This is a genomic window from Yersinia frederiksenii ATCC 33641 (genome assembly GCF_000754805.1).
Classification (GTDB): Bacteria; Pseudomonadota; Gammaproteobacteria; order Enterobacterales; family Enterobacteriaceae; genus Yersinia; species Yersinia frederiksenii.
In genome coordinates, this window is record NZ_KN150731.1 from 4,871,082 (window position 1) to 4,888,702 (window position 17,621).

Below are 17,621 nucleotides of genomic sequence, written 5' to 3' on the forward strand. Positions count from 1 at the left end.
TTAATTCACAGAATAGAAATTATTCATCTTCAAAGTGGCGATTTTGATGTGTGCGCCAACTGATCCCCTTGGATGAAAAAGAATATTTCACCCCACATATTTCATGGAGGTGAATGCTACCAACATCAATGGATAAACATTCGGTGAAGTTAGATTCATCCTGTTTATTATCTTTTTTTTCTATTTTTAGTTCTGTTTCTAATACACATATCTCATATTCATCGTCAAAATAAGACATTACCTTAAATTCTTTTTTTGATGGGGGTCTGAATTTTATCTTTGATGATTTATGAAAAATCACCAAATTAAAATCATCATTTTTAGATTGGACTGATGGATACAATACCCCATCAACATTATATATGGGATGTTGTTCTAGAAATTCTGCTACAGCTTGAGTGGTTAGGTAATCGAATGCTTCAGCAGATGGTAAAACAGGGCTAACAATTCTTTCTTTTAAATTCTTTAAAAAGGCTACTTGGTTAATCTTTTTTTTAAATATAGGATCAAATAAACTGCCTTTAGGTGATATTTTATCTAGATTTCTTAAATCTAAAACTTTTAATTTTGAGGTTATATCAAATTTGGTGGTTAATACCTGACTTCCAACTGATGGTCTAATCTCGGAGATGGCTGTTTCACGGGTGTTGGCACCATAAAAAACAGATATTCCTCGAGCATTCATTCTTCCTGAACCACTATAAACTGTAGCGGGAGGCCCCAACAAATTTTCAGGGTCAACTAAAGCTTTTTCCATTGTTTCAAAATTTTCGAAGGATCTAGCTCTATATAAATGAGTTATTTTAGTATCAACTCCGACATACTTAAGTAATGGCTTATTATTGAATGTATTCATAGTATCAAGTCCGGAAAAAATTTCTTCTAAGGTACTCATGACATTATGATTAAAGTATCTGGCCTCTTCTTTAAGGGATTGCTCTAATTTGTTCCAAAGTTGATGATATTCATTGCCATTAGCTTTTGTTTCTGTGTAGTGAGATTCACTTGAAAACTCTGTTTCTATATCTGGCTCATCGTGATGTGACCAACTAGAGTTTTTATCTTCAAGATAGATTTGTATATTTTCAGCTATTTCCATACTAACACCAGCAAGATCAAATATAAGGTTAGTAATATCTTGCCCTTCTCGCTCCCAATCGTAAGAACTTTCTTTATCTCTTAGCATTGCATATTGGAAATCATCAGGCTGATCAGATGTTTTAATATAGTGTTCTGTTATTGTCTTTTCAATTCTATCTCCAATATCTTGAATGGTAATAGTCATTTCTTTCTCATGACAATAACTGCATTTTCTTTTTCTACTTAGTTTTTTATTTGTAGACTCAATTTCATTAGATAAAAATTTCTCACCAACACAGCAATAGCAAATATATTTTTTTCTTGGATTAAAATTCATAAAATAGGCCTCTTTTTCAATAAACAAAGAACGGCTTGGGGCTTAACATCAAAACGTTCCGGAAGCTCTGTCTTAGTTAAATCTGCTTCATCGTAGTCTTGCTTAATTTCAGGCTTACTGAGTGCTTTAGTTTTTAGATCCATAAATGCACAACAGTTCACTAAAATCTCTATATGCCTAAATAATCAATCTTTTAACGGCTTGTTTAATAAGGCCAAAAGCTCTGATGGGGGAGTCTGTAACTTATGAACCTCATCATGGCAAACATTACAGAGAGTAATCAGATTTTCAACGGTATTTTCACCGCCATCAACATGGTGTTCTATATGATGGAGTTCAAGCAATGATCTTGGATCGCTCGGTTTTTTTAGCTGATATTGCCAGCCACAATTTCTGCATGAATGATGGTCTCTTTCGAGAACTTTAACGCGCACAGGGTCAGGGATTTTTCTGTCATGTGGCTTGGCTTGTCGATCTTGCTCCAGAAGATAAGCGCCAACAGATAACTCCGGTCGACCGGAGTTTTTAGTGGCGATTGGCCAACCGTCTTCTGTGCGTAATTCTCTGGTTCTTCTGGCCCATTCTTTACTATCGTTTGCAAGATAACGCAGTTCCTCTCCAGAAACAGCCCGACCAACGTTTTTTCTCAAATACAACAAGATTTTATCTTTAACAGAGATCTTGCTTTTGCGAAGTTCATTTGCTTCGTTCCAACGTAACGCAGCTTCTCTATCTTGTTCAGTGTTGACTAAGGTATAAACATCGGTTTTAAGAGTCTGAAGAGAAGTCGCGTTTAGTTCCTCAAGTGTTACTTCTTGCTGTTCTACAATTTCTTTCAACATTTTGCCACTGAGCACCGCCCAGCCAAATTCAACGCGTAACTCTCTAATTCTTCTTGCGTACTCACTGATTCCAGCGACAACCATGAGTTCATCGCCAAGAATGATTTGTCTTGGATATCTAATTAGATAGGAAAGAATACGATCTCTGGCTGAGTTGCTATCTTCACCGACAATCAATGAACTTCCTAAATCTCGCAAAAGATGGTTAGCAGGAACTAAGGCTCGGACTTGCTCCCGCAAGGATTCATCCAGCAGCTTGTGTTCAAAATCAGTAATAAGCTCAAGCAGTTCTTTACGCAGCTTTTCCGGCGTACTTTTCTGAGATCTTCTCGCCATTTTTTATTTTTAATTCCATTAAGTTTTGGACATAATTTGCAATTTTTTGGGCAAATAAGGGGGGGACCGCATTACCAATTTGCCTTGCTACTTCGGTTTTGGAACCAATAAAAATAAAGTCATCCGGGAAACTCATTAAACGAGCGGCTTCACGATGAGTTATTGGACGATGTTTCTCCGGATGAAGATAGCGCCCTTTCTCTGGTTTGAAAAACTCAGTTCTGATTGTTACTGATGGTCTATCCCACCACAGTCTGCCAAAAAGATCCGTTCCACCAGAAGCTTTTTTAATCCAACAAGCCGGTGTTATATCAGGGCGATGCTTTTGCAAATCGAACCTGTTACCACCGGGAGGAACGACACGATATCTTTCTTGGGAAAGCGCTGTTGGGTTTCGCCCAAAATGTAAGTTAAGCGGTGCAGGAACATCTCTTATCTCTGTTCCTTCCGGCTCTGGTAAATCAGAAATAGCATCTTTGACTGTAACCCATGCTGGCAAGGCACTATTTTTATCGGGCGAACAATGAGTTGGCGTTGGAGGGAAAGCAGGGAGCTGGTTGATATCAAATAACTCTGCTTTGACTCCTATGGCGATGATCCGCTTGCGAGTCTGCGGAACACCGTAGTCAGCGGTATTGAGTAGGGATGGATTGAGCAAGATAAACCCAAGTTCATGCGCTCTGGCGGTAATATCGGCGAACTCTTCGCTGTTTAATAACCCTTGCACATTTTCCATGACAAAAATGGAAGCGGAGGATTGTTCGATGATATCCATATAGGGTTCCCATAAAGCACGGCGATGATCTCCTGCTCGTTTTTTATTGAGCAGGCTAAAGCCTTGGCATGGTGGTCCACCAATAACTATATCTGCTTGCGGGATTTCATTTTCTGCAATCCATTCATCAATGTTAGCTGTAACGCCGTGGTTGCCGAAATTAGCGTTATAGGTTCTGATTGCGGCTGTATCATTGTCGATAGCCAAAATGCTTTCAAAGTAATTAGCTTGTTTTCCTTTCAGAAAACCAGCAGATAGTCCCCCAGCACCACAAAATAGGTCTATCACTTTGAATTTTTGGATTTTCTTCATTATGGATACCATTGCCTACTACAAGATGGTGGAGATTTTATAGGATTATAGGACAGACTAATACTGTATGGATTTACATGCAAGTCTGTTTCCGCGCTCCAGCAGATTAACCAATCAAGAATACTTCAGTGTGACCATATCCTCGCCCTGGCTCAGTAGGTCACTAATCGAATGACCAGTACCTGCAGTAAGGATAAGAGCATGATGGCGCTTAGACGTTAGCTAAACGACGATTTTACCACTATAGGATTTATACGGCTCAATACCGTCCTTTTTGCACTCATCTAAAAAGATCGATAGAGAGCGTACACCCTCTTTTTTCAGTTCTTCCACGCTGCTGCCATAGAAGTCAGCGCCACCATTAAGGCCGATAAACTCGCCTCGGAACATTTCCATATCAGGGTCAAAAGTGATGACCGCAGTGTGTCCATCGATTTTCATTAAATTATTCATGGTGTTATTTCCAATACAAATGCATAGTTCAGAACCCATCGTGCGCAATCGTATCCCCGCCACGCCTGCCCGCTTTATAGGGGGCTTTTCATGCAGTTGCGTGATCGTGGTAGATCCGCGCCAGTACTGGCTTGGTGCGCTCAAATTTGGCAGCGGATCGTCATGCAATTTGATGCAGCTAGGCATGCGCGGTCTTTAATCAGAAGCTACCTTATAGAACACTTCCTCATGCCCATTATTCGGCAAGCATTCGTCCGCTAAATCAGAGATTAAGTAGAGTGCCATTTCCATTTCTTCATGTTTGCAGCATGCGGTCAGGGAAATCTCAGCGATGAATTGTATACGTGACAGGGCAAGATAGATTTGTTCAATGTGTTCCATATTTATCTCTCCTTACTATCTGTATAGATATACAGTATTATTGTTTCGGGCGATTTCGTTAGTCAAGTACATCTATGTTTTTATGAGACTTTGTTCGGATATGGCGATTTAGCTATAAATCTTTAGTCATATCTCCCCATGTATCTAACAGTGGATAGTGGAACACCAGATCGCCAAAGTGGATTTTGGCTCCACGCGTCAGCGCCTCCAGCTCCCACTGTGTGGGCTGGATACCTTTAGCGGTCAGTTCGGCTCGAATTTTGGGCAAACGTGCCCGTTCTTCTTGTGTCAGGCGGGCAGAAGGCGCGGCCTTGCGGCCGTGATACGGATCATAGGGGCGCTGTTTATGGTTGATAGTGGGATTTTGCCCGCGCAAAATTGACTTAATCAGCAGCACATTGCCTTCATCATCCCAATCTATCGGGGTATTTACCGGTGAATAGATGCTTTCAGGTGGTAATTTTTTCGGTTCAATGGTGGTTACTTCAGCAGCCAACCCACAGTTATTGACAGAACTCCGAGGCGCGCCAGAGGCGCTTTTTAAAGTCAAAAGCTCAACGTCAACGGTCTTGGCGACAATACGCCATTGGGTTGAACGGGTTTCATAAATCTTAGATTCGCCGAGATGAGGGGCATAAATGCCGATGACCTTTTGTACTTCTTCGTCATAGGCGTTGAGTTCTTCGGCTACCTTACGGGCTACCCGAATGGTTTGCTGATCGCGCGGTACGTTGGCCCCACCTTGTTGAGTGATATAGGCGGCAAAATCAGCGGCATCAGCGGCAGCACGTACCGCCTCAACCTGATCATCGAAACTTTCGGCAAGGCTTAGACCACGAATGCGGCGGCATTCACGGTAAGCACCCATTGTCGGAACACCAATAGGATGAAATTGAGGGATGCGCCACGTTGCCGCCCAAGCGGTGACGGCAGCAGCAGTTTCAGTTAGCGGCTGGCCAGTTTCATGATCCAATTCGCCATCCAGTGCATAACCGTCGATATTCTTGGCAATGTATTTCGCGATATAGCCAGCCGCACCGCCTTTTTTCAGATGCTTGCATTCAAAGCGATTTTTTTCTGCGCCACGTTCGTCACCATCTTCCATTAGAGAATAACGACGCATGATATCGATCACCTGTCGGCGATGCTGACGCTCACAAAACAGCATCATATGCCAGTGAGGGGTGCCATCATGGTGAGGCTCGACCACGCGCATGCCGTAAACTTTCAGGTCGTTATCTTTGAACGCTGTGCGCATCTTACTCCAGATTTTGCACAGGTAACGCTGACCATCTTTGGGCGTAAACGCCTCTTTATCCCATTTGTGATTAAACAGGACTTTCTCTTTTTCACTATTCTCTACCACGCGAGTTGGGTGGTATTTGGAAGGGGTTGTGATGGTGATGAACATGCCGACGTGTTGTATATTAGCGGCATATTTCTCAATACCCGCGATGGTATTCATCAATTCCATGCGGCGAATTTCTGGATTAGAGATACTGGCCAACACTTTATCGATCAGATCAATACGCTCACCGGTATTAACATTTTCCAGTTCGCAGCCCTTCAGAAATTCCATATTAGACAAACGGCGTGATTGAATATCTTTAATCGCCTGCTTGCTGGCATAACCTGATTTGTGGCGATTCACTTCGCCCACTGCAATTAAGAGTGCTTCCCGCCAACGAGTGCGCAGGGCTTTAAGCTGACGTGTCCACCATTCATCATTGACCAATCGGGCAATAGCGGAGAAAGCGTGGCGCATGGTTAACTTACCTTTACGATATTTACGCCAATGTAGCGGGGTAACATTTAATGACCGCGCCATGCCAGCAATATGGCCATAGAGTTTGGTTTGTGCGCTATCGTTGAATAGTGCTGTTTTATCGCCATTATGTTCAGCAATATAGGTATCGCTAAGTTCTTCATAGGCAGAAAATAACTGTGCAGAAATACGGCCTGCAAATCTAACCAGTTCTTTATCATTCATGCTTGGCAGACTTAAATAAGTCTCTTCCTCGCTTAAAAAGCCAGGGGCGATATCGTGTTTTAAACCATGCTTTTGGTTTACGGTTTGAATGCGTGGCCAAATAAGCTGTATAAAGTTGAGAGCCAGATACTTATTAGCAGCTAATTGGCCTTGGTGCTTTTGTAGATTGGCATGGCGGCTGATAAACAGCGAGCGCAGGAAATACGGCAGACTGTTGATTTTATTTAAAACAGCTTGCCCCTGAAGGTATTCTTCACGGGTAAGTTGTCTTTCACGACCTATGGCTTTGCGTGGCGCATTCCACGGATAAGCGCCGACGAAAGTCTCGCGGCAACTTACCGTAAATGGCGGTGGTGGCGAGGGGGCAAAGCGCCCCCGATTAATTGAAGTCATGCGCGGATGTGTTTGCGTTTTATTTCTCTAATCTGCTGGCAGTGGACACAGCACTGCACACCCGGCAATGCGGCGCGACGTGCTTCAGGAATTGGAGAATCACAGTCGGCGCATATAAAAGCGGATGGCATTAGGTTGTTGGTTCTGGTTGCCGCTATCTGGTGTTCCAACTGGAGCAGTTGCAGCTCTTGAGAGTGATCGAACATATCGGGCATTTCAGATCTCCTTAAAAATCACTCTGGTGGCATTCAAAACCACGTTGTTGAAATTGTTCGGATTCCTGACGCAGCAACTCGACAATTTCATTGCTGGAAAGTTGTTGATTGGCGGCATGGGTAGCGAGACGGTCTAAATATGAAGAGAAACTGATAGCTGCATCGGCTTTAGCCTCCTTACGTGCTTGATTCAGTTGGTGTTGGCGCGCCTGTTCAAGGGCGCGGGTATGCATATCTTGTCCTATGGTTTTATACATGTGCATGGTTATGGCCTTATTCAGGGCGTAGGCAACCCGGCGGGTCATACGCCAATTAATTTAAATACGATAATTAGTTGAAATAAGCGTCAGGTTTAACCGCAGTTAAAATATCCGGCGCATCCTCGAATAAATTAAGTAATTCACGTAATGCTGCTATTAAAGTTTCCCGCCACGGGCAAGCGTCTTCTTCTAGATAACTGGCCGGTTGATTAAACTCTTTGTGACTTAATCCAGCATGAAGAAATAGGGTTTTACGCACGCTGATAGGTAGTCGTTGAATAAAGGCGACGTTGCTAATGGCGTGTTTGCGATATTTAGCAAAATGATGTCGTAATTCATCCAACGCACTGACGATGCGTTGCCGCTCGTTATCATCCATTTCCGCCAGTTGGAGTAGGGCGTAGCGTTTTTTCAGTTCAGCATGAAAACAGACGGTTGCTCGGTAACGTTCAGGCATCGAATCGTAAAAGTTGCAGGTATCCCGCCAGCGAGTGCCAGCAAAGTGTTTGCCAATAATGGCGCGCAAAGGAAGTGGTATTGCGCGAAGGTGTTCTGTTCCGAAAGCGCAGCGAATGCTCATTTACCAATCCTCCGATGAGAATCAGTAAAAGTGCCTAGTGGTGGTGCCCAACGGCGACCATCAGGGCGAATAATAATGCCTGGCTTACCTTTACCGTGTTTAATCTCAACGCGGCCAGCATTGTGGCCTTGTTGACGCCAGAGTAATGGGGCAATTGAGATTGGGTTTTGCATTTTTCGACTCCTAACATATTGATACCGGGATATTTCCCCACGCCCGGTTCGTGGCTTTAGTGGTATATTTGTCGTGCCAACAATCAACCAACCACTTAAAGGGGAACTTCCATGGCAGATACTGAAGACTTCCATGTGCTACACCGTCCGGCTCCAAAACCACAACCGGAGCCAAACGAAGACAAAAAATAAGGAACCGTTATGGATAAACAAAGCTCCGCCATTTTTCAGTTACGTTATTCCTACTATCTTGAAACTATGACGGCGGTTTTTCACAACCGGGCCGACAAGCTAATGACAGCAATTCAATTGATCAGTGGTACGGCTGTTTTCGCTAGCACTGGCATTGAATGGCTATTTGCGTTACCGGTTGTCATTATCGCTACTGTTCAATTGGTATGGCAGCCGTCTATCATTGCAGAAAGAGCTTCTGTTCAGCGTCGGCAGTATGCCGATTTGCTGTTTAGCAGTGATGAGATGACAGACGATGTGATTCGAACGCACCTGAAAACTCTCCATCACTCCGATTCAACACCTTTCGGTGCTTTGTTAAATCCAGCTTATAAACGAGCGGCAATTGCATCGGGTCTGCCGGATGACCACAAACTGACATTCTTTGAAAAAGTAATGGCGTGGTTTGCTGGAGATCTCCCTCGTTAATTAATATGTCAATCCCGGTAGGCCAGAATTACAGGCAATATCGAAAGTGGTACTGAGTACCGGGATTGAGTGAAATTTCTCTTCAATGGCATATGCAAATAGCATCAGGTCACGGACCGCTTTATTAGCGCGGCTGACAATAGCGTCTTTGCGTTTTTTGGTGAGCCGACTGCCGGATATTAATTGCAGGGATTCGCTAGCCAATTCTCCTGCGACTGAACTGATTTTGAGAGCTTGAGCTGGAATATCAGTGGCTTCCTGCGGATTTTCCAACGGCAATGAAGGCAAGCGGCCTAGTTCAGCCAGCGCACCATCCAATAGGGTGTAATTCTGCGTGGCGTGGGTGATACGCAGCAATTCCACTGTTGTCAGTTCGTGCGGCTGTGCCGGATTCAACTTATTGCGCAGTGTCTGGGGATTCATGCCAATGGTTTCGGCGACTCGCTTTATCTCGACAGTATCGGCAAAGCGTCGCAAGGCTGAATCCCAATGAGGGTGTTTGTCAGTTCCATTTGCAAACATGGCGCTAACCTCAATAATTCAGGAGAATTACCGTAATGGTTTATCGTTCAAACGAACATCAAAATTAGACTCGGCAAGAGCGCGTAACGTCAGCTCGACCATATTGATTTCGATTTTAGATTTGGTTTTGGGCCTACCGGTTTTTTCGCTGATGGTATCGGCTTTACGTTTGATAGTGATTCTGCCATCTCTGACCATATCAACCACAGTCGTTTTCGCGTGGCCAGTCTGGCGGCAGAACTCTTCAATAGGGAGGTAGGGGTTAGGAATTACAAGATTGATTGAGATCACTGGTTTCATAAGGCATTATCCCCAATGGCTTCGATAAACGATAATCGACAAAAAGTACTTATTTGAACACTTTTGAGAATGATGATGTTTATATAAAACATTGTCAACAGGTGAACGTTTAAATGAATAAAAAAAATGCTGACAGATATGATCCGAATTCAGGTGGTCAAGAAGCCATGAAGCGAATCATGGAAGCCTATGGATTTAAAACGAGAACCGAACTATCTGATTATACAGGAATTAGTAACAGCACTCTCAATACATGGTGGCGTCGCGATTTTTACCCCGCACAAGTTATGGTGTGGTGCTCACTTGAAACAGGTGCATCATTACAATGGCTGGCTACGGGGGAAGGCCAGATGTTCGAAGATACGGACAGTCAAATTCAGAAAATTAATTTATTTAATTTAGACAAAGGGATACTTAGTGATACTGGCGCTGTTTTATTCGATAAGTCATTGCTTCAGTCTCAAAATGATCTCATTGCTGTCAATAGCGGAGATAGTACCTATATCGTAAATAAGTCATTTCAAACTGTGCTCGATGGTAAGTGGCTGGTTGAAATTGAAGGAATGAAGAGTATTCGCGATTTGGAGTTAGTACCGGTTGGTCGCGTCCGAATTAGTGGCGGAGAAATCAAACCCCCATTTGAGTGTGCTCTGGCAGATATAAAAATCATTGGCATAGTGGAACGCGTTATTAGTAAAGCGTGATCGATTTATGGCAGTAAGAAAACTGAATACCGGGAAATGGATTTGTGAATGTTACCCAGCAGGCAGGGAAGGGAAGCGAGTAAGAAAGCAGTTTGCGACTAAAGGTGAAGCACTGGCATTTGAGCGCTTCACGATGGAGCAGGTAGACAACAAACCTTGGTTAGGCGAGAAGCAGGACACGCGGCTGTTGTCAGAGCTGATCGAAATTTGGCATCGGGCACATGGCGTCACTTTGAGTGATGGTAAGTCTCGTCATCAGGTCTTGCTCAATATGTGCCGTGACCTTGGTGATCCACGCGCGGTTGATTTTACCGCCAAGGCTTTTTCACAGTATCGCGAGCAGCGACTTAATGGCGAAATATTGCGTGGTACCCGAACCAAAGGGGTAACACCGCGAACGCTAAACATTGAGCTGGCTTATCTAAGGGCGATGTTTAACGAACTCTCTCGCCTGGGCGAGTGGCGTCAGGATAATCCTCTGAGAGATGTACGTCAGTACCGAACTGACGAGCAAGAGATGGCATTTCTCACCAAAGAGCAGATCGGCAAATTGTTGGAGGAGTGCGAAAACAGTTCGGTGCCAGAGCTGGCTACCGTCGTTAGGTTATGTCTGGCCACTGGCGCACGTTGGTCTGAAGCTGAAAGTCTGACTCATACGCAAGTAATGCCGTATAAAGTCACCTACACAAAAACCAAAGGGAAGCGCAACCGTAGCATCCCAATTAGTGAAGAATTATTTAACTCTTTACCCAAAAAAAACGGTCGTTTATTCCCCTCATGCTATGCCGCTTTCCGCACTGCACTCAAAAGAACGAACATAAAACTACCAGATAGACAGTGTTCACATGTTCTACGTCACACTTTTGCCAGTCATTTTATGATGAAAGGCGGAAATATTCTAGTATTGCAGAGAATCCTAGGGCATACGGATATCAAAATGACAATGCGTTATGCGCACTTTGCACCTGAGCATTTAGATGATGCAATTAAGCTTAATCCGCTTAACGTATAGCTAGATAAACTTTAGTAAACTAATATGATAGTAAGCTCATATAACTATTATTCAGGGCTATTTTAATGATTAGCTTTAAAAATATTAGGAACGGCACTTCTTGGTCTGGCGTTGATTGGTCAGTTAATGACAAAAGAGCATTAGCAGAAATAATTGCAAGAGTTGCTTTAGGCCAGCAGCGGTACGCTTTAAACATTCTAAAGAAAATTGATATTAAAACACTCAATCCTGAACAAACAGCCTTATCGGGTGCAATAAAGTTATTATCTGTAGGTCCCAGGCAAAAAGCATGGCATCGTGACGGATGGGTTTTTCAGGTGCTAGCGTGGATAGCAGCTAATTTGCAGGATCCATATACATTGAAATCATCTCCTCATATGATTCATGCGCACAAAGGGTTCGATGGAGTCCATATAAAAATTGATAAAAAGAATATGAAAATTAATAACGTTGTGTTGTGTGAAGAAAAGGCAACTACAGGGCCTCGAGGGAAAATAACTTCTCAGGTCTGGCCAGAGTTTATAGATATGGAAAATGGTGTAAGAGATAATGAACTGATTCATTCCATTATAGATATTCTTGAAAGAAACTCTGGGCTATTAGACCTTGACGAAGCAGTGAGTCAAATTTTTTGGCCTAAAGCACGAAGTTATCGTATATCGATTACAATCGGAGAAAAGGAGAATCGTCATGGGGGGCGAGAGTTTTTATTCTCTGATTATGAAAATACAGTAAAAGGTGAAGAGCGAGAGCGTCGCGCTGAAACATTTTACTGTCAAGACTTGCGAGCTTGGATGGATGACTTAGCTAATATGGCGATTACAGAAGCAAGGAAAATGGTGTAATATGTACGATACAATCACATCGGAAGTAATTAAAGGGACGGCTTCTTTAGATGGTGTTGATACAGATAACTTGCCAGAAGAGTTAACAAAGGTATATGCGGAAATCGTAGCTGCCCGATTAAAATTCCGAGAGATGGCTAATGATAGAACGGATATCATTGAAGGAAAAGAAGCCTTTATATCCTTGACAAATAAAATAAGGAAAATAGCATGTTCAAACGAAATTCTAGTATCGCTTACGCCAGAAAGAGAGGATAGAAAATCAGTAAGTTTTGTCGCTGCGACAGCCCACTTATTATGTTTTAATGCAGGGAAGATAATGCATTCAAACAATAATAGTACATATATTAACTCTATTTCTATTTCAAGTAACATATCAGCTTTGCTTCTGTTTTTAATTGCAGAGTCAATTGCAGATGCAGCAGAGATCACTAAGTATATTGATTCAGAATATTTAGAACCAATAGAAAAAGCGTTAGTCGATTCACTAAAGTATCTTGCAATGGGAAACCTTAATGATTTAATAAAGAGTGAACCTATAAGCGAGAGTTTTATTGAATCAGAAGACTTATTAAAATATGCAACAAAAGCACTATATTATAAACTGTTAGTAGGAGTGAATAAATTAGCGCAAGAATTGTTGAGTGACAATAATAATAAAGAATCTGAGAAAATTTTCTTAGATGTAATGACCCTCACTAAAGGGGTTAATATACCAATTGAACTGAATGATATACAAGCACCAATTTCAGCTTCTCTTTCAGGGCCCCACCATTTAGCTACATTACTTTTATCAATTTCACGAGATTTACCTTTATGCAGTGTGGCAAGAGTATCTCCACCTAATGGTATTCCGAAAATAGCATGGAATATTAGTTTAGAAAGAATGAAGCTAGAAAGGCCTTATTTATGGAAGAATCATCTAGATGCAATTCATAAAGGTTTTTTAAATCCAGGAGTATCATCTTCTATTAGTTTCCCTACAGGAGCAGGAAAATCAACATTATCTGAACTGAAGATAAATACTTGTCTTCTCCTGGGGCGGAGGGTTATATTTTTGGCACCTACGCATTCCTTAGTAGACCAAACAAAAAAATTCCTAGAAAATTCTTTCCCTATAAAAACAGTTGGTTATGGCGAGTTTACGGATGAAGAGTATTCCTCTAACATTCCAGATATACTTGTATTAACCCCTGAGGGATGTTTAAGCTTAATCAATATAAATCCTAACCTATTCTTAAATATAGGATTAGTAGTATTTGATGAGTGCCATCTTTTGCACACATCTTCTGATAGTAGTCGCAGGGCTATTGATGCAATGCTATGTGTACTAAATCTTAGGTATAAGGCAAAAAATGCAGATTTTCTATTCATATCAGCCATGATGAAAAATACGGAGGAAATTGCTAGCTGGATAAGGAAACTAACTGATAGAGAGTGTTTGTCTTTGGACTTATCATGGAAACCTACTAGACAACTTAGGGGAAGTCTTGTATTTGAACAAAAAAAATTAGATCAACTTCAAATTGAATTAAAGAAAAGTAAAAATAGAGGTCTAAGTACTAATCCTAGTACTGCAGATAAGAATGCACTTACTATCCAACCTTTGGCTTTATTTAGTCTAAAGCAAACGTGGGAAACAACGAAAAGGAAAGATTATACTTTAGTTAAAATATTTGACGATAGTATAAATCTTAGCGCCAATAATTATTGGAAGCTAACACCGAATTCAGGGTCAGTATCTTCCTTAATTGCCTGTGCTTCTGCTAAAACAAAAATTAAAACATTGGTGTTTTTTCAAACAATTAAAAATGCAGTTTCTGCGGCAAATAAAATATCTAAAAATATTGGATATACCTCAGTAGCATTAAATAAGCATGAGTTAAAGTGGTTACATAATTTAGAAAAAGAGTTTGGAAATACTTCTCATCTATATGCAGATATAAAGGATGGAAAGCTATTACAAGCAGCTTTACCTCATCATGGGCTTCTTATGCAAGAAGAGCGTTTTTTATTTGAGTCATTGTATAAGAGAATTGATGGTATTTCTGCAATGACAGCAACCTCTACTATAGCTCAAGGTATGAATCTGCCAAGTGAGCTTGTAATTATAGCAGAGGATAGCCGATTTGATGCCACAACAGACAAACGAGAAATTCTTGCTGCGCAAGAATTATTAAATGCAGCCGGTAGAGCTGGTAGAGCCGGGCAGAACTCTATTGGTATTGTTCTTGTTATTCCGGGGAAAGTTACCGGGATTGAATTGAATATTAGTAACGTTGATACACGTTGGAGCGAGTTAAGAAAAATATTTGGTCAGTCCGATCAGTGTTTAGTCATAGATGACCCTTTAGAAGCAGTACTAGACAGGGTACATGACAGTATTAATGAAGTCTCTGATATTGATAGATATGCAATTTTGAAAATGGCATCTCTCGATGAGAATAAAGAAAAAGGTGAAAGCCTTGAATGGGCTGTTAAATCCTCACTAGGAGCATACAGAAAAAGAAAGATTGAAAGTAATGACAGCTGGGAAAGAGATAGAATAAATAATTCAATTTCCTATATGGAAAGTCAGACTCAAGACTTAGAAGATGAAAATATTTATGGTACGATCTCAGCGAACACTGGGTTACCATTTGAATTAATACAGAAATTATCTCATGATCTTGCACTTTCAGATTATAATCTTGATTTTTCGGTAGTTAAATGGCGTAATTGGCTTTTTGATTGGTTAAAAAATAATTATATTTTTTTAGATAAAATAATTAGAGAGGAAAATATTATATCTCTGATCGGGGATAAAAAATATAAATCCATGGCTGGTGATTTATGTCGAGAAAAAACAGTGCTAAAAACTATAAGAAAGCTAACGGAAATGTATACAAAAGGATCGGAAATAAATAAAATAGAGATAGAGTTTGGGACCCCCTTAGCTAAATTGAATAAATGTGAAGCAGCAAGAAAATTCATTATCAGGATAATACCTGATTTAGCATATTTCTTTGCTCTTCCTGCACTGATTATAAAGCATAAGATATCTGAAATTGACAACATTGAAGAAGTCCCTTGTGTTATTTTAGAGTTAGGGAAATGTATTAAAAATGGCTTTAATAATCATATTAAGTCTGTTATGAGTTCAGTTTTATATGAGTCAAATTTATCAAGAATTCACATCCATAACTTATACCGTGAAATTAACGACTATCTCCCCTCACAAGACATAAGAGAAAAACGAGCGGATACAATAAAAAGAGTTAAGTATGCATTAGAAATTAACTCATTATTTTAGTAGTTACATGTCCAGAAGAGTGGCGACAAAATGGCGGCAGAGCTTCGCAAAACTCATAGTTTATCGAACTTTGCCGTTATTTATCCAGTTGATTTATAAGTAAATTGTTGATTCTGAAAACCTGTTGGTTTTACTCTTAATCAATTGGTCGCAGGTTCGAACCCTGCACGACCCACCAACAAAATCAATTAGTTAGAATTAACCTCTAATTTTAAATCTATTTCATGGGCATATTTGGGACTCAATCATTAAATATTGCGTCTATTTGCCTGGCATGTTTATTTATATTGTTTAATAACAGATGGAAATATCGTTTCGCATATCTTAAATCATGGGATTGAAAGTTATCTATTCTCGCGTTATTAAATCTGAATATCTTGTTTTATTGTTATTAATACACGTTTTTTATTTTCTCTGGTTGTTCTATTATTTATATCGAATCGTGCCTGTGGGATGGTAATTAGTTAAATGCCATTTTCTGGTTTTTTATCGAGGAAGTATGCCTTCCCTGGCGGAGTTTCTTCCATTTCTAACTTCATAAACTTGTGGTGTGGTATTGCACTATTGCAAATCATCCGAAAAATCCACGCATAGCCGCGTTTTCTATTGTATATACACTCACAAGAGCAAGGTAAGCGATGATTGTCATGAGACACCAAGCTGTCTCCGGTATTCTTCGTTTCATGATATTTTACTCCCAATGCTACATTCAGCCATCAGGCTGATACATAAGATTATGGAGGTTTGTTTTAGATGCTGCCACTCGATAGACATATTTTGTCGATATTGCTTTTCGGGCTCTTTTTTCACGTTAAGACATTGGTGCCGCAAAAAGAGATGACGTCTTGAAAGGTAAGAAAGAACCGCGCATTATTATTGTTTACTGAAAAGTAAAATGTACAGCGCCAACAATGAATAGTAGAAACGCCGTATATTGTAAGTAGTATCCTGACATCGATTTCATATCTTCCTCCTTTAATTTCATTACTCTTAATGAAGCAAAATTCGCGCCAAATATAACCATTTGAAAAACAATGTAATTTATTTCTTATCAATAAATTAATGCTCATAATTAGGGCGTTGGCACTATTTTGGGGCGCATTATGTACACAGTGTCCAGGGAATTAATCTCCCCAATAATGGATTGTTTTAGAAATTGATCGTGAGAGTCGCTAATTTTTTACTCGGGTTTTTTAGCAGAAAGTAGAAATATCATCGGGCGCTCTTTTTCTTCATTTAATGCAGGACAATCTGCAATTTGCTGTGCTGTCGGTCCCCATTCATTCAAATGCTCAATAATAAAACCATTTTTAATCAAGGCATTAATGTAGGTCCCTAAGGTTCGATGCTGTTTGATAACACCCTCGGCCAGCCAATTTGTTATCCGCTCACCCTCAGCCTGATAACTATTTACCGGCCATGATTTTTGCCCATCATCTGCAATTAACCAACCAGGTTGTTGCGGGGCGGTATAGATAGGGTGCTCTGCAGTAAAAATAAAACTACCGCCGGGTAGCAGAGTGTTATAAATGGCCTCTAACAGAGCAGGTAGCGCCTTTATATAATGCAATGCTAGCGAACTATAAACTAAATGGTAAAGCTGCTGCGGTAATTGGATATTTTCCAAATCCTCAAGACGATAAACAATATCTTCATCAGTGGTCATTTCTTTAGCACGGTTTAACATTTTCTCAGAAATATCCAACCCTACAATATCAGTCGCACCTTGTGATTTGGCATAACGACAAAACCAGCCATAACCACAACCCAAATCTAGTACTTTTCGCCCAGATAGGGGAGGTAAGATTTGGCGAATTGCCGGCCACTCAGGTGCTCCTTCCAATCCATCAACTGAACGGCTAAGTTTGGCATAGCCTGAAAAAAAAGCTTGATTATCATAAATATTCTGCGTCATCTATTTATCCTTATAAATAAACTTCTTACTGATCAATAAAAAGCTTAGGCAGTTTAACACGCACAAGATGCAATTAGAAAAGCGAGCAAGATCTCAGAATGTTATTTTTTAGCTATATTTCATGACGGGATAATCTCGTTCTGTTAGTTAAAGATAATTGATGTAAACCCCAAATAGGGTGAATACAATTTCGATTATGTTTTTTATCGATAAATAGACTAAACTTTATACAGTCCGCGTTAGC

Annotated in this window: 19 protein-coding genes; 5 read left to right on the plus strand and 14 right to left on the minus strand. The window is 40.7% G+C overall.

All coding sequences use genetic code 11. The annotated features are described in order from the left end of the window. Positions 1-19: 19 nt before the first annotated feature. The 11 genes from DJ58_RS0122070 to DJ58_RS23705 form a co-directional block, all read right to left on the minus strand. Positions 20-1,417 (minus strand): RES family NAD+ phosphorylase, encoded by a 1,398-nt coding sequence (locus tag DJ58_RS0122070; protein ID WP_004708292.1) that lies wholly within the window; start codon positions 1,415-1,417, stop codon positions 20-22. Then, positions 1,414-1,560 (minus strand): hypothetical protein, encoded by a 147-nt coding sequence (locus DJ58_RS23565; RefSeq protein WP_153802879.1) that lies wholly within the window; start codon positions 1,558-1,560, stop codon positions 1,414-1,416. The genes DJ58_RS0122070 and DJ58_RS23565 overlap by 4 nt, the downstream gene beginning before the upstream one ends. Before the next feature lie 42 nt (positions 1,561-1,602). Beyond that, complete coding sequence (locus DJ58_RS00410) at positions 1,603-2,595, minus strand: HNH endonuclease (protein WP_032910808.1); 993 nt, start codon at positions 2,593-2,595, stop codon at positions 1,603-1,605. Next, positions 2,552-3,682, minus strand: a complete 1,131-nt coding sequence (locus tag DJ58_RS00405) for a DNA cytosine methyltransferase (RefSeq protein WP_032910809.1) — start codon at positions 3,680-3,682, stop codon at positions 2,552-2,554. The genes DJ58_RS00410 and DJ58_RS00405 overlap by 44 nt, the downstream gene beginning before the upstream one ends. A 222-nt stretch (positions 3,683-3,904) precedes the next feature. Continuing rightward, positions 3,905-4,135, minus strand: a complete 231-nt coding sequence (locus DJ58_RS00400; protein ID WP_004708295.1) for a type II toxin-antitoxin system HicB family antitoxin — start codon at positions 4,133-4,135, stop codon at positions 3,905-3,907. Positions 4,136-4,330: 195 nt separating this feature from the next. After that, complete coding sequence (locus tag DJ58_RS00395) at positions 4,331-4,516, minus strand: hypothetical protein (RefSeq protein ID WP_032910810.1); 186 nt, start codon at positions 4,514-4,516, stop codon at positions 4,331-4,333. Between the two features lie 112 nt (positions 4,517-4,628). Then, positions 4,629-6,899 (minus strand): replication endonuclease, encoded by a 2,271-nt coding sequence (locus tag DJ58_RS00390; RefSeq protein WP_004708296.1) that lies wholly within the window; start codon positions 6,897-6,899, stop codon positions 4,629-4,631. Further along, positions 6,896-7,114 carry a TraR/DksA family transcriptional regulator gene (locus DJ58_RS00385; RefSeq protein ID WP_032910811.1) on the minus strand — a complete coding sequence of 73 codons (219 nt, stop codon included), beginning with the start codon at positions 7,112-7,114 and terminating at the stop codon, positions 6,896-6,898. The genes DJ58_RS00390 and DJ58_RS00385 overlap by 4 nt, the downstream gene beginning before the upstream one ends. A gap of 11 nt (positions 7,115-7,125) precedes the next feature. Next, entirely contained in the window at positions 7,126-7,371 is a 246-nt protein-coding gene (locus DJ58_RS0122075; RefSeq protein ID WP_004708297.1) for a DUF2732 family protein, read from the minus strand. A 73-nt stretch (positions 7,372-7,444) separates the two neighbouring features. Beyond that, positions 7,445-7,954 carry a hypothetical protein gene (locus DJ58_RS00380; protein ID WP_050413892.1) on the minus strand — a complete coding sequence of 170 codons (510 nt, stop codon included), beginning with the start codon at positions 7,952-7,954 and terminating at the stop codon, positions 7,445-7,447. After that, the gene (locus DJ58_RS23705) at positions 7,951-8,127 is read right to left on the minus strand and encodes a hypothetical protein (RefSeq protein ID WP_004708300.1); all 177 of its coding nucleotides are present in this window, start codon (positions 8,125-8,127) and stop codon (positions 7,951-7,953) included. The genes DJ58_RS00380 and DJ58_RS23705 overlap by 4 nt, the downstream gene beginning before the upstream one ends. A 201-nt stretch (positions 8,128-8,328) precedes the next feature. Between DJ58_RS23705 and DJ58_RS00375 the strand changes: the two genes are divergently transcribed. Then, positions 8,329-8,787: a diguanylate cyclase gene (locus tag DJ58_RS00375; protein WP_004708301.1), complete on the plus strand. Its 459-nt coding sequence runs from the start codon at positions 8,329-8,331 to the stop codon at positions 8,785-8,787. Here the strand turns inward: DJ58_RS00375 and DJ58_RS00370 are convergent, their stop codons facing one another. Further along, positions 8,788-9,309: a phage regulatory CII family protein gene (locus DJ58_RS00370; RefSeq protein WP_004708302.1), complete on the minus strand. Its 522-nt coding sequence runs from the start codon at positions 9,307-9,309 to the stop codon at positions 8,788-8,790. Between the two features lie 27 nt (positions 9,310-9,336). After that, positions 9,337-9,609, minus strand: a complete 273-nt coding sequence (locus DJ58_RS00365; RefSeq protein WP_071985028.1) for a hypothetical protein — start codon at positions 9,607-9,609, stop codon at positions 9,337-9,339. Positions 9,610-9,722: 113 nt separating this feature from the next. On the opposite strand from DJ58_RS00365, the gene DJ58_RS00360 reads away from it, so the two are divergent. The 4 genes from DJ58_RS00360 to DJ58_RS00345 all read left to right on the plus strand — a co-directional run bounded on the left by DJ58_RS00360 (position 9,723) and on the right by DJ58_RS00345 (position 15,462). Then, positions 9,723-10,313, plus strand: a complete 591-nt coding sequence (locus DJ58_RS00360; protein ID WP_004708304.1) for a phage repressor protein CI — start codon at positions 9,723-9,725, stop codon at positions 10,311-10,313. Positions 10,314-10,320: 7 nt separating this feature from the next. Beyond that, positions 10,321-11,325, plus strand: coding sequence for a phage integrase (locus tag DJ58_RS00355; RefSeq protein WP_004708305.1), 1,005 nt, complete (start codon positions 10,321-10,323; stop codon positions 11,323-11,325). Between the two features lie 65 nt (positions 11,326-11,390). Continuing rightward, positions 11,391-12,170 (plus strand): hypothetical protein, encoded by a 780-nt coding sequence (locus DJ58_RS00350; protein ID WP_004708306.1) that lies wholly within the window; start codon positions 11,391-11,393, stop codon positions 12,168-12,170. Position 12,171: 1 nt separating this feature from the next. Then, positions 12,172-15,462, plus strand: coding sequence for a DEAD/DEAH box helicase (locus tag DJ58_RS00345; RefSeq protein ID WP_004708307.1), 3,291 nt, complete (start codon positions 12,172-12,174; stop codon positions 15,460-15,462). A 1,180-nt stretch (positions 15,463-16,642) separates the two neighbouring features. Here the strand turns inward: DJ58_RS00345 and DJ58_RS00340 are convergent. After that, positions 16,643-17,377, minus strand: a complete 735-nt coding sequence (locus DJ58_RS00340; protein ID WP_004708308.1) for a class I SAM-dependent methyltransferase — start codon at positions 17,375-17,377, stop codon at positions 16,643-16,645. Between the last annotated feature and the right edge of the window lie 244 nt (positions 17,378-17,621).

Excerpts from the sequence above, each read along its gene's own strand:
- DJ58_RS0122070 (WP_004708292.1), bottom strand. The coding sequence starts at position 1,417 with ATGAATTTTAATCCAAGAAAAAAATATATTTGCTATTGCTGTGTTGGT.
- DJ58_RS23565 (WP_153802879.1), bottom strand. The coding sequence starts at position 1,560 with ATGGATCTAAAAACTAAAGCACTCAGTAAGCCTGAAATTAAGCAAGAC.
- DJ58_RS00410 (WP_032910808.1), bottom strand. The coding sequence starts at position 2,595 with ATGGCGAGAAGATCTCAGAAAAGTACGCCGGAAAAGCTGCGTAAAGAA.
- DJ58_RS00405 (WP_032910809.1), bottom strand. The coding sequence starts at position 3,682 with ATGAAGAAAATCCAAAAATTCAAAGTGATAGACCTATTTTGTGGTGCT.
- DJ58_RS00400 (WP_004708295.1), bottom strand. The coding sequence starts at position 4,135 with ATGAATAATTTAATGAAAATCGATGGACACACTGCGGTCATCACTTTT.
- DJ58_RS00395 (WP_032910810.1), bottom strand. The coding sequence starts at position 4,516 with ATGGAACACATTGAACAAATCTATCTTGCCCTGTCACGTATACAATTC.
- DJ58_RS00390 (WP_004708296.1), bottom strand. The coding sequence starts at position 6,899 with ATGACTTCAATTAATCGGGGGCGCTTTGCCCCCTCGCCACCACCGCCA.
- DJ58_RS00385 (WP_032910811.1), bottom strand. The coding sequence starts at position 7,114 with ATGCCCGATATGTTCGATCACTCTCAAGAGCTGCAACTGCTCCAGTTG.
- DJ58_RS0122075 (WP_004708297.1), bottom strand. The coding sequence starts at position 7,371 with ATGTATAAAACCATAGGACAAGATATGCATACCCGCGCCCTTGAACAG.
- DJ58_RS00380 (WP_050413892.1), bottom strand. The coding sequence starts at position 7,954 with ATGAGCATTCGCTGCGCTTTCGGAACAGAACACCTTCGCGCAATACCA.
- DJ58_RS23705 (WP_004708300.1), bottom strand. The coding sequence starts at position 8,127 with ATGCAAAACCCAATCTCAATTGCCCCATTACTCTGGCGTCAACAAGGC.
- DJ58_RS00375 (WP_004708301.1), top strand. The coding sequence starts at position 8,329 with ATGGATAAACAAAGCTCCGCCATTTTTCAGTTACGTTATTCCTACTAT.
- DJ58_RS00370 (WP_004708302.1), bottom strand. The coding sequence starts at position 9,309 with ATGTTTGCAAATGGAACTGACAAACACCCTCATTGGGATTCAGCCTTG.
- DJ58_RS00365 (WP_071985028.1), bottom strand. The coding sequence starts at position 9,609 with ATGAAACCAGTGATCTCAATCAATCTTGTAATTCCTAACCCCTACCTC.
- DJ58_RS00360 (WP_004708304.1), top strand. The coding sequence starts at position 9,723 with ATGAATAAAAAAAATGCTGACAGATATGATCCGAATTCAGGTGGTCAA.
- DJ58_RS00355 (WP_004708305.1), top strand. The coding sequence starts at position 10,321 with ATGGCAGTAAGAAAACTGAATACCGGGAAATGGATTTGTGAATGTTAC.
- DJ58_RS00350 (WP_004708306.1), top strand. The coding sequence starts at position 11,391 with ATGATTAGCTTTAAAAATATTAGGAACGGCACTTCTTGGTCTGGCGTT.
- DJ58_RS00345 (WP_004708307.1), top strand. The coding sequence starts at position 12,172 with ATGTACGATACAATCACATCGGAAGTAATTAAAGGGACGGCTTCTTTA.
- DJ58_RS00340 (WP_004708308.1), bottom strand. The coding sequence starts at position 17,377 with ATGACGCAGAATATTTATGATAATCAAGCTTTTTTTTCAGGCTATGCC.